Source organism: Paenibacillus dendritiformis (assembly GCF_015845845.1).
Taxonomy (GTDB): Bacteria; Bacillota; Bacilli; order Paenibacillales; family Paenibacillaceae; genus Paenibacillus_B; species Paenibacillus_B dendritiformis_C.
Map to the genome: position 1 here is coordinate 39,590 of NZ_LDIG01000050.1, position 12,628 is coordinate 52,217.

The 12,628-nt window shown below is 55.1% G+C and carries 11 protein-coding genes, 4 pseudogenes and 3 riboswitches; of the genes and pseudogenes, 7 read left to right on the forward strand and 8 right to left on the reverse strand.

Translation table 11 applies throughout. The annotated features are described in order from the left end of the window. Genes ABD76_RS01900 through trhO form a run of 3 tightly spaced genes read right to left on the reverse strand, consistent with a single transcriptional unit; the run spans position 1 to position 1,852 of the window. Complete coding sequence (locus ABD76_RS01900) at positions 1-273, reverse strand: YuzB family protein (protein WP_197253830.1); 273 nt, start codon at positions 271-273, stop codon at positions 1-3. Then, the gene (locus tag ABD76_RS01905; protein ID WP_197253832.1) at positions 270-935 is read right to left on the reverse strand and encodes a helix-turn-helix transcriptional regulator; all 666 of its coding nucleotides are present in this window, start codon (positions 933-935) and stop codon (positions 270-272) included. Before ABD76_RS01905 ends, ABD76_RS01900 begins: the two co-directional genes overlap by 4 nt. 17 nt (positions 936-952) lie before the next feature. Next, entirely contained in the window at positions 953-1,852 is a 900-nt protein-coding gene (gene trhO / locus ABD76_RS01910) for an oxygen-dependent tRNA uridine(34) hydroxylase TrhO (RefSeq protein WP_197253834.1), read from the reverse strand. A gap of 336 nt (positions 1,853-2,188) precedes the next feature. Between trhO and ABD76_RS01915 the strand changes: the two genes are divergently transcribed. From ABD76_RS01915 to bshB2, 5 genes and pseudogenes are all read left to right on the forward strand, one after another. Continuing rightward, the gene (locus tag ABD76_RS01915) at positions 2,189-2,725 is read left to right on the forward strand and encodes an NADPH-dependent FMN reductase (protein ID WP_197253836.1); all 537 of its coding nucleotides are present in this window, start codon (positions 2,189-2,191) and stop codon (positions 2,723-2,725) included. Between the two features lie 479 nt (positions 2,726-3,204). Continuing rightward, a pseudogene (gene thrS / locus ABD76_RS01920) lies at positions 3,205-4,981 on the forward strand (threonine--tRNA ligase). Positions 4,982-5,002: 21 nt separating this feature from the next. Beyond that, on the forward strand, positions 5,003-5,578 hold the full coding sequence (locus ABD76_RS01925; protein WP_197253838.1) for a GNAT family N-acetyltransferase: 576 nt from the start codon (positions 5,003-5,005) through the stop codon (positions 5,576-5,578). Between the two features lie 188 nt (positions 5,579-5,766). Then, positions 5,767-6,117: a YojF family protein gene (locus tag ABD76_RS01930; protein ID WP_197253840.1), complete on the forward strand. Its 351-nt coding sequence runs from the start codon at positions 5,767-5,769 to the stop codon at positions 6,115-6,117. A 27-nt stretch (positions 6,118-6,144) separates the two neighbouring features. Further along, the gene (bshB2, locus tag ABD76_RS01935; protein WP_197253842.1) at positions 6,145-6,825 is read left to right on the forward strand and encodes a bacillithiol biosynthesis deacetylase BshB2; all 681 of its coding nucleotides are present in this window, start codon (positions 6,145-6,147) and stop codon (positions 6,823-6,825) included. Between the two features lie 83 nt (positions 6,826-6,908). Here the strand turns inward: bshB2 and ABD76_RS01940 are convergent. The 5 genes and pseudogenes from ABD76_RS01940 to ABD76_RS01960 form a co-directional block, all read right to left on the reverse strand. Then, positions 6,909-8,026, reverse strand: a pseudogene (locus ABD76_RS01940) (mandelate racemase/muconate lactonizing enzyme family protein). Between the two features lie 82 nt (positions 8,027-8,108). Continuing rightward, a complete protein-coding gene (locus ABD76_RS01945) occupies positions 8,109-8,492 on the reverse strand; it encodes a YmaF family protein (protein ID WP_197253844.1) in 384 nt (127 codons plus the stop codon). Between the two features lie 89 nt (positions 8,493-8,581). Beyond that, positions 8,582-9,610: pseudogene (gene mgtA, locus ABD76_RS01950) on the reverse strand (magnesium-translocating P-type ATPase); the annotation flags it as partial. 114 nt (positions 9,611-9,724) lie between these two features. Beyond that, positions 9,725-9,979: pseudogene (locus tag ABD76_RS01955) on the reverse strand (cation-transporting P-type ATPase); the annotation flags it as partial. 369 nt (positions 9,980-10,348) lie between these two features. Next, positions 10,349-10,518, reverse strand: a riboswitch (M-box (ykoK) riboswitch). A gap of 73 nt (positions 10,519-10,591) precedes the next feature. Continuing rightward, positions 10,592-10,819, reverse strand: coding sequence for a hypothetical protein (locus ABD76_RS01960; RefSeq protein WP_197253846.1), 228 nt, complete (start codon positions 10,817-10,819; stop codon positions 10,592-10,594). Between the two features lie 242 nt (positions 10,820-11,061). On the opposite strand from ABD76_RS01960, the gene ABD76_RS01965 reads away from it, so the two are divergent. Together ABD76_RS01965 and ABD76_RS01970 are read left to right on the forward strand one after the other, a co-directional pair. Continuing rightward, positions 11,062-11,493, forward strand: a complete 432-nt coding sequence (locus tag ABD76_RS01965; protein WP_197253943.1) for a ribonuclease domain-containing protein — start codon at positions 11,062-11,064, stop codon at positions 11,491-11,493. Positions 11,494-11,510: 17 nt separating this feature from the next. Beyond that, on the forward strand, positions 11,511-11,786 hold the full coding sequence (locus tag ABD76_RS01970) for a barstar family protein (RefSeq protein ID WP_197253848.1): 276 nt from the start codon (positions 11,511-11,513) through the stop codon (positions 11,784-11,786). Positions 11,787-12,125: 339 nt separating this feature from the next. Continuing rightward, positions 12,126-12,314, forward strand: a riboswitch (cyclic di-AMP (ydaO/yuaA leader). A gap of 109 nt (positions 12,315-12,423) precedes the next feature. Beyond that, positions 12,424-12,605, forward strand: a riboswitch (cyclic di-AMP (ydaO/yuaA leader). The last annotated feature ends 23 nt before the right edge of the window (positions 12,606-12,628 follow it).

Below are 12,628 nucleotides of genomic sequence, written 5' to 3' on the forward strand. Positions count from 1 at the left end.
TTATTCTTCGTACGGATCTTCCTCCGCATATTCATCCAGTTCAGCCGCGATTTTCTCCTTCACGCGGTCAAGACATTCGTTCACGGAACGCGCCGTAACGCGCTTGCCATTGACGAGCGCATAAGGCTGCCGGGCACACAGGCCGCACAGCGACAGACATTCCATGCGGAGGACGGGAATGTCCGGGTTTTCCGCTTCGAACTGCTCCAGAGCGTCAGAATTGATGCCGTTATTGGCGCAGACTTCCACGATGACGAAGCCCATATTGTTCATGATGTTCCCCCCTTGGCTGACTGGATTCCGCCATTGGCCGCCTGGATTCGGTAGACGCACTTCCTGTCTCCGTTGGCCAGACAGGACGTCCGTTCCACTTCCGCTCCGAGCAAATCCTCGAACACCCGGAGCTCGCAAGCGCAGGCATGGTTATACTGATTCGCAATTCGGGCAATCGGGCAATTGTATTCGGTCAAGACGAATTCGTTCTCGCTTATTTTATCCCAATCGGCCATATAGCCGCTCTCATTCTGAATATCGGACAGCAGCGCGACCTTATCGGCGAGATCCTTTCCGCGCAGGCGGGACTCGTATTGTTCGAACAAGGAGCGCTGCCGGAGATCGAACAAGCGGTTCACCTTGTCTTCTCCGGAATCGCGAGCCAGCTCGGCCAGGAGCTCCAAGGCGACGGCATGATATTTCTTCGGAAAATAATCATCGGCGCCCGGAGTCAAACGATAGACGGCCATCGGACGTCCCATCGGCTGGCGGACGGTGCCGGATTCGATCAAATGATCGCGTTCCAGCGTATTCAAGTGCCGGCGCACTGCCATCAAGGTGATTCCCAGCCGCTCGCTCATCGCTTTGGCGCTCAGCTCGCCGTCTGTCTTCAGCATGTTCATGATTTTCTCGCGCGTCGAGAGCGGCGCGTTATTCATCATGGGCCATCACCGCCTTATTAGCGGACTGCTGCCGCGGAGGCCGAGTCATGCTCCCGGCATTCCTCGGAGCAATACCCTTCGTACTTATCTTGGCATGCATCGCAGCACAGATGCTGGCGATGGCAGGTATCATCCGCGCAGTTGATATAATTTTCGGTCGGCTGGCCGCAATGATAGCAGGTGCCCACGACGACGTTCTCGTCCGTATGGTTGATCGGAAACGAGATCCGTTCGTCGAACACATAGCAGCTTCCATCGAATAGCCGGCCTTGCGTAGCCGGGTCTTTGCCGTAAGTGACGATGCCGCCGTCCAATTGATATACATCCTCGAAGCCTTCCTTGCGCATGACGGCGGTCAGCATCTCGCACCGGATTCCCCCCGTGCAGTACGTAAGGATGGTCTTGTCTTTATGCTCCTTCATATTCTCCCGAAGCCAACCGGGGAATTCCCGGAAGCTGTCCACGTCCGGACGAATCGCGTTCCGGAAATGGCCCAGATCATACTCATAGCCGCTCCGTCCGTCCAGCACGATGACATCGTCACGCTGCAGATATTGCTGGAACTCGGCCGGACTTAGCCGTCCGCCTCCATCGGTATTGGGGTCCAGCTTCTGGTCGTAACGAAGCGTAACCAGTTCCTTTTTGTGACGCACGAACAGCTTTTTGAAGGCATGCCCGTCGCTCTCGTCCACCTTGAACAGCAGATCGCCGAACAGAGGATGGCCGTGCATATCGGCCATATACCGTTCGGTCTGCTCCACTGTTCCGGACAGCGTGCCGTTGATTCCTTCGCTCGCAATCAGAATGCGCCCCTTGACGCCGAGATCCTTGCAATATTGCAGATGTTCGGCCGCAAAGGCTTCCGCGTCGGGAATCGCAACATATTTATAAAAAAGAAGCACTCGGTAGTCTTTCATCGTGCCTGCTCATTCCTTTCAGTGTGGGTGTCTGTCAACAAGAAGAGCGGAAGAGAGAGGGGAACCTCTGTCTTCCGCCGCAATTCCGTTGCATAAATGAAGCTTGCCAATGCTTGTCAATTGCAATAAATCATATTCTAACGAGCGGCACATACATAGTCAACATAGAAGTTGATAATGTATCTATAGGTTAGGATGGAAGATGTCCGCCGCGCTCCTCGAATTGACAAAGCCGATACGTGTAGTTCATAATTATTATACATTAATGTTGTAAAAGTATCAAAACCATGATATGGATGTCGAACGTAGTGATAGTGGAGAGAGGGAGTGTCGGGCATGAAATTACTCGGTATATCAGGAACGATCGTTGGTTCGAAGACCGGAATCGCGGTGCAGAGCGCATTGCAGGCGGCGAAGCAATTCCATCCCGACATCGAGACCGAATATCTCGATATGAAGGATTATCAGGTCCAGTTCTGCGACGGGAGAGATCCGTCGGCGTATACGGGGGATACGAAGACCGTTATTGATATCGTGTCCTCCGCGGATTGCTATATCATCGGGACGCCGATTTTTCAGTCCTCGATTACGGGCGTGCTGAAAAATCTGTTCGACTTGGTTCCGACCGCGGCCTTGTACAATAAAGTGATGGGATTTGTCGCGACGGGCGGCACGTATCAGCATTACCTCGTCGTCGAAAATCAGTTGAAGCCGATCGCCGGTTATTTGCGGGCGTTCGTCGCCCCAAGCTACGTTTATTTGCATGACGATCATTTCAACGCGGAGCGGCAGATCGCCGATCCGGATGTTCGCGACAGACTGGAGAGACTTGCCCGCGAAGTCGTATTCATGAATCAGAAGCTGAAAGGTTGAACCCCGCCGTATCAGGCATTGGAGCAGCTCGCGAACGATATTTTGCAGAAAAATCAGCGTGAGCAAGGGACTTGACTTTTTTTGAAATGCGCGTGTAATATTAATTCCCATATTCACAAGGCGATGACCAAAGACATGATTCCCTGCACGGGCTGTCCAGAGAGAGAGGCGCATGCTGCAAGCTTCTTCGGCTACGGTTGCGGCATTACCCCTTTGCAGCCGTGGCGTTGAACCCGTCGAGCGAATCACGCGCGGCGGCAGTAAGCGGCAGCGTCTCATCCTCGTTACCGGATGTCCAATGAAGGATCTTGCATCTGCATGGCTAATGAAGCGAAGCGGCCAGGCGGCCATGCGAGGTCGAAGTAGGGTGGAACCACGAGCGGAACGCACTCGTCCCTGTCAGGGAGAGCTGCGTTTTTTTGCGTTCCCGCGTGCGTTCATCAAGCTTGGACCAGTATGGAGGAAAGGGAGGCTGAAGCATGGAGATCAAGGTTACATTTCCAGACAATTCGAACAGGAGGTATACGCAAGGCACGACCATCGCGGACGTGGCGGCTTCGATCGGCGCCAGCTTGAAGAAGCAGGCCATTGCCGGCAAAATAGACGGCGCGCTCGTGGATCTGAACCGGACGATCGAGCATGACAGCCTTGTCGAAATCATTGCGCAGGACAGCCCGGAAGGGCTCGGCATCCTGCGCCACAGTACGGCGCATGTCATGGCGCAAGCCATTCAGCGGATATATGGAGCCGATCGAGCGGCAAGTGGTCAGCCGCGAGGAAGCGCTGCGGCTATTTGAACAACGGGAAGAGCCGTTGAAGCTGGAATTGATTCATGATTTGCCTGCGGACGCGGTCATCAGCCTTTATAAGCAGGGCGAATTTGTTGATTTGTGCCGCGGTCCGCATCTGCCGTCCACCGGACGGATCAAGGCGTTCAAGCTGCAGAAGGTATCCGGGGCCTACTGGCGGGGCGACGCGAACAACAAAATGCTGCAGCGCATATACGGCACGGCCTTCGTGAAGCAGGAGCAGCTTGATGATCATCTGCACCGGCTGGAGGAGGCGAAGAAGCGCGATCACCGCAAGCTGGGCACGGAACTGGGCTTGTTCATGTTCTCCGAGGAAGCGCCGGGCATGCCGTTCTATTTGCCGAACGGGATGACGATTCGCACGGAACTGGAGAACTTCTCGCGCGAGCTGCAGCGGCAGCGCGGTTACGAGGAAGTGCGCACGCCGTTCATGATGAATAACCGGATGTGGGAGCAGTCGGGGCATTGGGATCATTACAAGGACAATATGTACTTCACGAAGGTCGACGAGACGACATTTGCGCTGAAGCCGATGAACTGCCCGGGACATATGCTGATTTACAAACATGGCCTGCACTCCTACCGCGAGCTGCCGATCCGGCTTGGCGAGTTCGGTCAAGTGCATCGCCACGAGATGTCGGGCGCCTTGAACGGCATGCTTCGCGTCCGCACATTCTGCCAGGATGACGCGCATATTTTCATCCGCCCGGATCAGATCGAAGGCGAGATCAACGAAGTCATGTCCTTGATTGACGAGCTCTACAACGTATTCGGCTTCGAGTACAAAATCGAATTGTCCACCCGGCCGGAGGATTCGATGGGATCGGAGGAACTGTGGAACGAGGCGGAGCGGGCGCTGAAGCAGGTGCTCGACCGACGCGGCGTCGATTATCGGATTAACGAAGGAGACGGCGCCTTCTACGGGCCTAAAATCGACTTCCATATCCTCGACGCCCTGAAGCGGAGCTGGCAGTGCGGAACGATTCAACTGGACTTCCAGATGCCGGAGAAATTCGATCTCGCCTATATCGGCGAGGACAGCCAGAAGCATCGCCCGGTCGTAATCCATCGCGCGATGTACGGTTCCATCGACCGGTTCATCGGGATCTTGACCGAGCACTATGCCGGCGCGTTCCCGCTGTGGCTGGCGCCCGTTCAAGCGAATGTGCTCCCTGTATCCGAGAAGTTCACGGATTATGCGCTTCAGGTGAAGCAGGCGCTCGCAGCGCGCGGCATCCGAGCCGAAGTCGATGGCCGCAATGAACGGCTCGGCTTCAAAATACGGGATGCCCAGCGCGGCAAAATTCCGTACATGCTCGTCGTCGGGGAGCAGGAGCAGCGGGATGGAAGCGTGTCTGTGCGCAAGCGGGGCGAGGGCGATCTCGGATCGCAATCCGTTCGCGAGCTGGCGGAGGTTATTGAGAAGGAAATAGGAAATAGACAGTGAAAGAAAGGGAGATGAGTGGCGATGAACCAGGATGGCGAACACGCGTTCAAGCGGCTCGATGCACAGCAGCTTGCCGCCATTCGTCAATTGGCTGACCTATGCAATGAGCATGACGGAATCATTCTGAAGCTGAACTGGGAGATGCTGCAAGACCGGAAGGACGATGCGATCATTGCTTTTCTGTATTACGCAGGCGGGCAAGTTGTCGGATTTCTGGGCCTGTATCAATTCCGATCGTCCGAAGTGGAAGTGAGCGGAATGGTGCATCCGCAGTATCGCCGCCAAGGCATATTCGGCAAGCTGGTTCGCGCCGCTCAGGAGGAATGCATCCGCCGGAATACAGGGAAGCTTATCTTCATCTGCGAGCGGCGCTCGGACTCCGGTCGGGCATATGCGGAGAGCGAAGGAGCGAGATACAACTTCTCGGAATACTGGATGCAGCTCGGCGGGTGGAATGAAGCGGCGGGCGCAGCTCTCGAGGTGGCGGTGGAGAATGAGAATGCGCTTGGGTTGTACACATCCTGCGGCTTCCGAATCCGCAATGCGAACGACTATTATGACCTGGATCTGCCAGCGGGGAAGCCGCGGACTGAATAGGAACGGGACGCGTTCCGGACCGGATATGCTGAAGATCGCTTCCCATTACTCTGAAATTCCGTTACACTAAAAGAAATGGGTCCACTCCAATAACCGCCGCCAATGCATACGTCGGCGACGATATCAAGAAGATAGCCCCTTGCGCCTTCCGGCGGACGAGGGGCTGTTCCATGTCCGGAGGAATGAACATGCAATTGATACAGCCAGAGAAGGTGCAGCATGTGCTGCAATTATGGCGAGAGAAGCCGCTATATCTCCATCTCGAGATGACGACCGGGGCCTATGCGTCTCATCGCGACAAGACGAAGCACACCGCTTCCGCCTTCGTTACCAATACCGTCATCCGCTATGCCGAAGGCTCGATCGCCGGGAAGGGACCGTACCGGGTCGGACTGAAGACGCCGGACGGCTGGGTGTACGCGGAAGGCTTGACCCATTGGGACGAGCAAGCACACGCGCACGCCAGGCTGATTATGGCGGGCCATGATCGGGAGGGCAGACTGATCGTCAGTCTGCAGCTAAGCGAAGAACCATTTTAAGATGACGAAGAGGAGAGCAGACATCTTATGAACAGACAGCGTCATATTGCCGTCATCCTGCCGCATCCGGATGACGAAGGGATCATCGCCGGCACATTGGCCGCGCATATTCATCAAGGAGCGGCTGTCACTTACGCCTGCCTCACGTTAGGGGAGATGGGGCGGAATATGGGCGATCCTCCGTTCGCGAACCGGGCTACGCTGCCGCTCATCCGCAAGGGAGAGCTGGAGGAAGGGTGCCGCCGCATCGGAATTCGCGATCTGCGGCTGTGGGGATACCGTGACAAAACGATAGAATTCGAAGACGAAGAGAAGCTCGCGGACCGGATCGAAGCCTTGTTGGCGGAATTGGAGCCCGAATGCGTCTATACCTTCTATCCCGGGTACAGCGTTCATCCGGACCATGACGCAACCGGGGCCGCCGTCGTCCGGGCCGTGGGGCGGATAGCGGCGGACAAGCGTCCCCGCGTTCTGTGCATCGCGATTGCGTCCGGCCGAGAGAAGCTGCTCGGCCCGCCGGACGAGATTCACGATGTCAGCGATTATGTCGAGCAGAAGATTCATGCGATTCATGCGCACAAAACCCAGGTCCGGCACCTGCTTGGCGGCGGAACGCTGGATGATCCGTCGTTCCGGGCTCGATACAGCCGGGAATTGTTCTGGAGGTATCGCTTCCCCGAGGAAGGACAAGGGGCCCCCCTGGAATAGGCGGAGCTTGTCCAATCGCCTTTCCAGCCCGAAGGGACGTTACAGCGGCCCGCTTGTGCAGATGCCCGGGAGGGACGGCATGCCTATGCATAGGAGCTGCCGTCCCATTGATAGAACGCGAGCAAGTCTTGATCCGGTTCAATTCCAATCCCCGCTCCTTCCGGAAGGGTGACGGCGCCGTTCTCCGGCCGCAGCGGGACAAGGCGGGTGAACGGATTGTCCATCACGTCCCATTCCACCGGCTCGATCGAATCGTTTTCCATTTTGGTCCATGGCTCGATACATGCCTGGGCGAACATGGCGTACAAGCGGGACAGCGCCCCGTCATAGGCGTGCGGAGCCGCGCGCATGCCGAAGGTGCGCGCCATGCACAGCGTGTGCCTGTACTCGTCGATCCCGGTCAAATGCAGCGGATCCGGCGTAATGATATCCAGCGCCCGGCGCATCAGCAAGGGCAGGAAGGCCGCCGCCGACCCGAGATTTTCGCCCCCGGCTATCGGCACGGCGATCCGCTGTCTCAGCAGCGCGTACTCTTCGACTTGCTTGATAGGAAGCGGCTCCTCCAGCCACATCAGATTGGACCACGACTGCAGCAGCGGCTGCCATTGCAGCGCCGCCGCGGCGTCATAGCTCTGATTCGCGTCGAGGGCCAATCCGATGCCGCCCGAGAGCAGCTTCTGCACCTCCTGCACATGCTCCTGATCCTCGGCGACAGACTTTCCGCCGATTTTTAGCTTGATCTTGTCAAACCCGTCGCTCAATGCTTTTTCCACTTGCTGCAGGGAAAGCCGCTTCCAATCCGCTTCTTCGCTGTAGGATTGGAAAGACGCATAGACGGGCACACGATTCCGATGCTTGCCGCCCCACAGTCGCACACCGACAGGCCGCACGCTCGGGCCATAATTTCTGTGCAGGCCATGCTGACGGCTGCAGCCGCGCGCGAATGCCAATTCTGGATCGTGCGCAGCCAGACGCCGCGCTCGGCGACCGGCTTGCCTGTCAAAAAAGGAATAATCCGTTCATGGAAGCCGGAGTGCAGCGTCGGCAGCCAGTCGGCGCATTCTCCCCATCCGGTAACGCCGGTGTCGGTTGTCAGCCGGATAAGATAACTCGTCCGGTACATTTTAGGGCCATTGGCATCGCCATATGGCCGGGCAAGACGATAGAAGAGCGGAAAGGTCTCGATCTGTTGTATCCGCAAGAAATGGCTCCTCCTTACATATCGTTTTGCCGCTTAGTATGTGCCGGGACGGCCATTTTATGAAGAAACAGGAAATTGCGCCTTAACGGGAGATTTCATTCCCCGTTCTGCCTTCATAATGATGGACGTGGGGCGTGCTTCCATTCACTGTCGTGGCGCCTTCGAACATATGAATATGCCCGCCCCCGGGCAGGGGAATGGCCGGGCCCGTCGTGCCTCTGATAATATGCGAATGTCCGGCATCGAATGAGGTTTCCGCGTAATATTGATGCGTATGCTGAACTCCGCTCGGAGCTGCTTCCGTCGTTCCGGCGTATTTATGCCGATGACCGAAATCCACGGACGTCACGCCGGAAAATTCATGCACATGCACAGGTCTCCCATTCCACGAAGTAATATATAACTTGTGGGAGTGCATGTTTCCCTCCTCGCTATGATGCACAAATCCGGTAATCGGAACTTCCATGATCGCAATCTCCTTCCATCGATGATTACCCATATCGTATGATGGGGGCAGTTCGATGTTACCGCGGAAGTCAAGCAATTTTGTGGAGTTCACAGCCACTCTCCGAATTTGCGGATATACCAGGTCTTGACCGTCTGAGTCAGCACGCAATAACAGAGCAACGTAGCGATAAGCCAAGGGAAGAACGACAGCGGCAGCGGCACAAGGCCGATGGCGGACCCCATTCCGGTAAAAGGAAGCGCGATTCCGCATGCCATGACCAGCCCTGTGAGCAGCAGGACGGGAACGCTGGCCGTGCTTTGGACAAATGGAATTTTCTCGGTGCGGATCATATGCACGATCAGCGTCTGCGACAGCAAGCCCTCGATGAACCAGCCGGAATGGAACAAGGCTTGCTGGTCTGCGGAATTGGCCGAGAAGACGTACCACATCAAGGCATATGTCGCAATATCGAAGATCGAGCTGATCGGGCCGATAAACACCATAAATCTGCTGATCGACTTGGCATTCCATTTTTGCGGCTTCCGCAAATACTCTTTATCCAACGTGTCCCATGGAATCGAGAGCTGGGACATATCATAAAACAGATTTTGCAGCAGCAAATGAATCGGCAGCATCGGCAGGAAGGGAAGGAAGGCGCTGGCGGCCAGAACGCTGAACATATTGCCGAAGTTGGAGCTGGCGGTCATCTTAATATATTTGATCATGTTGCCGAACGTCTTCCGCCCTTCGATGACGCCTCGCTCCAGCACCATCAAGCTTTTTTCCAGCAAAATCATGTCCGCCGATTCCTTGGCGATATCGACCGCGGTATCGACGGAAATGCCTACATCCGCTTCCTTCAGCGACACGGCGTCATTGATTCCGTCGCCCATGAACCCGACCGTATGGCCTCTGCTTTTGAGGACGCGAACGATTCGCGCTTTTTACAGCGGATTGATTTTGGCGAACACCGTGGTCAGCTCAGCGATCTCGGCCAACTGCTCATCCGTCAGGGCATCCACGGCGTCTCCAATCAGAACCGCCTCGGTGCGGATCCCGACATCCTTGCATACTTTGCAGGCGACGGCCGCATTGTCTCCCGTGATAACTTTCACATTGACCCCGTTGTCTGCCAGCGGTCCGGGCGGACCGGAATTCCTGGGTGAACGTAATGATAACACTGACGGTACCATCGTTGATATAATGAGAACGGCTTGAATATCCTGGTCGGCGATATAAGAAAAGGCCCCCAGGAAGAGCAGTATCAAAATAAATGGGTTGGCAAAGCACGACGCCAGTTGAATATACCAAGCAGGCGGCTTGCCGCGAGCTGCCTGATTTTTGCCGCAATGCTCAATCCGCGCCTTCGCTTCGGCTTCGGTCAGACCTTGAGGGCGGGTGTTCCATTCTTCTATAACGTCTTCTTCCAGCGAGATGGATGCCTGAATGAGGCGCTGCGCGATTTTTTGACCCAGATCATCTTTGATTTTCGCTTTACGTGCCATTGCAAATTCCTCCTCTCGCAGGTCATCACAGACTCCCTACGGTATCGATTCGTTTTGAACATACATAAAAAAGCTCCCCCTGTAATCCAGAGGGAGCCGGAACCGTATACCGATGCCGCTCAAGTCACATACGCATACTTAAATAAACCCGCCGCCATCGATTTTTTTCGGGGGAATATAATAAGTCGGGTATCGCTTGAAGAGCGGCAAGCAGACGGCTCTTCCTCAGTACAGGATGTTGGCGCCTATGCGGCTGATGGCTGCTCGATCCGCTGTCCATGGACATATTCCCCCTTTATCAACAGATAATAAAAACCTCCAGCAGAGCTAGAGGGTTGAATACGCGCAGAAATAGAGACTACAACGTCTATTGCTCCCCCTAGTCTAGTTTTAGCACTATACAACGTAAAGAGCGGCCGCTCTTAGCCACCTTAAGAAAAGCCTTAATCCGGCAGTTCCTGTTCTACCCATTGGCATCTTTCGATATTTCCGGGCAGTGGCCTATGTTCGTATAGGAGCCTCACCTAACGAGGATTTTATGAAATTTACGTTGTTATCACATGTCTTGTTTCATCCGTTTGTCAATGATAAGGAGCGAAATGGAAATAATTATTATCTTCTAGATTTTCTCCGTTTTCTTGTGCTGGAGCAAAATACATCCTTCTCTTTTACGGAATAGACATGCTTGAACACCGGCACGCAGAAATGTTGATTAATGACCTCGATCTGATGAATCACGTCGACCTGCTGCGGATGGTACGTTTTGTTGAAGATATATTGCGGCGGATCGAAAACCGCTTTTGTCGGGCAAAACTCTTCGCCTTTGCATCCATGAGACATGAGTCTCAGCTCCTCTCTCTCATTAATGTCGAACCTAATGGCATCATATGCAAGGCGTTTTGGTCTTGATTGGACATTCTACCCGCAGACAGCCACCTAGATTTTGATAGAAGCGGAAGGGGAGGGACATTTGCCGGCAAGGGGTTGAAAATAGAGAAAAGATATATGATACTACAGCGAGAGGGCAGGAAGAGGTTCATGAAGCCTCCTGCTCTACGAAGAGCGAAGCGGGGTTGACATCGTTGAAAGTCATCAAATCCGTACTGGTCTTTCTATTGAGCCTGCTGCTGCTGGCCGGCTGCGGTCTTGACAGCAAACCGTCCGCCATTCCGGATTCGGGCAAGCAGGAGCTGACCGGCTTCGAAGAGGTTGCGAACTATATCAAGGCGCACCACCAATTGCCGGATAACTTCATCACCAAGGAGGAAGCCAGGAGGTTGGGCTGGGATGCCCGCCAAGGCAATCTGCACGAGGTAGCTCCAGGCAAAAGCATCGGGGGCGACATCTTCCGCAACCGGGAAGGGAAGCTGCCCAAGAAAAAGGGCAGAATCTGGTATGAAGCCGATATCAACTATACGAAGGGCCACCGGGGGAAGGATAGAATTTTATTTTCCAACGACGGGCTGATCTATAAGACCGAGGATCACTATGAGACGTTCGAACCGATAGAATGAGAAAGGGGGGACGTTCCGTGCGCAACGTCGTCGTGGAGGGGAGCTCCATCGAGAGCAAGGAGCAGTTGCATGCGTTCCTGCAGGAAGCGCTGGAATTGCCGGAGCATTACGGCCGCAACCTGGACGCGCTCTGGGATTGTCTGGCCGGGTATGTCGAGCTGCCGCTTACGGTCACCTGGCTCGATTATGAGGCAAGCGAGCAAAGATTGGGCGAGTACGGCCGCAAGGTGTTCGAGCTGTTCGAAGAGGCGGCCGAGGAGATCGAAGGATTTTCATTTGTCGTCAAAGCTTGAATAGACGGACGGAAGGGCCGTCCAAACACATAAAGAAACCGTTTCTGGGTCAGATGGAGGCATCGCCGTCATCATAGGCAAGGAACGGTTTTTTTGTGCATTTCGGGAGCCGGGAGCGGTCCAATGAAGCCCGATGTTCCCGCGAAGAGAGGATGCTCTCCCGCCGAATTAGGATAACCGCGAAAACACGAGCTACAGCGAGGCAGGCAAAGAAAGTGCCGTTTGTAAACGCTGCCGTTTTCTTTAATCTTGCCAAAAAGGTATTTTTATGCCTTTCCGCTGCCTTTACAAAGCCTGGAGGCAAGCGTAATATACGATTCATGAATTTCAAATATTTTCATTTCACAATCGCTGAGTTTCCGCAAGGAAAGCGGGGGAACCAACGGTGCGGCCTGATCGGTGTGAGAGTCGATCAGCGGCACATGGGGTGAATCCTGAGCGCGGCGCCTAGGGCCGCATCACTCAGGTAGGGCGACTCTCACCGCCCGAATCCGTCAGCTAACCTCGTAAGCGTTGTTGAGTGCGGCATTCCGCGATCCGCGGCTGCTTCGCTCATGAGGGAGAGGATGATGAACTTGTGACCAATGCGGCCGCAGGGGGGCTCCTCTGCGGCTTTTTTCATGCCAACCGCACATGATTGTCTGTATCGCTGAATTCCTGCACGGCAGGGAACGGGGGAACCAACCGGATGTCTGCGCACATTCATGGGGTGAATCCCGGGGCATGCGGCGGCGCAAATGATGCGCCATGTCCCGAGGTAGGGCGACTCTCTCGCCCGAATCCGACAGCTAACCTCGTAAGCGTACCGAGAGAGGCAACGAACGTCGTGAAAGACACGGTTA

Excerpts from the sequence above, each read along its gene's own strand:
- ABD76_RS01900 (WP_197253830.1), bottom strand. The coding sequence starts at position 273 with ATGAACAATATGGGCTTCGTCATCGTGGAAGTCTGCGCCAATAACGGC.
- ABD76_RS01905 (WP_197253832.1), bottom strand. The coding sequence starts at position 935 with ATGATGAATAACGCGCCGCTCTCGACGCGCGAGAAAATCATGAACATG.
- trhO (WP_197253834.1), bottom strand. The coding sequence starts at position 1,852 with ATGAAAGACTACCGAGTGCTTCTTTTTTATAAATATGTTGCGATTCCC.
- ABD76_RS01915 (WP_197253836.1), top strand. The coding sequence starts at position 2,189 with ATGAAATTACTCGGTATATCAGGAACGATCGTTGGTTCGAAGACCGGA.
- ABD76_RS01925 (WP_197253838.1), top strand. The coding sequence starts at position 5,003 with ATGAACCAGGATGGCGAACACGCGTTCAAGCGGCTCGATGCACAGCAG.
- ABD76_RS01930 (WP_197253840.1), top strand. The coding sequence starts at position 5,767 with ATGCAATTGATACAGCCAGAGAAGGTGCAGCATGTGCTGCAATTATGG.
- bshB2 (WP_197253842.1), top strand. The coding sequence starts at position 6,145 with ATGAACAGACAGCGTCATATTGCCGTCATCCTGCCGCATCCGGATGAC.
- ABD76_RS01945 (WP_197253844.1), bottom strand. The coding sequence starts at position 8,492 with ATGGAAGTTCCGATTACCGGATTTGTGCATCATAGCGAGGAGGGAAAC.
- ABD76_RS01960 (WP_197253846.1), bottom strand. The coding sequence starts at position 10,819 with ATGTCTCATGGATGCAAAGGCGAAGAGTTTTGCCCGACAAAAGCGGTT.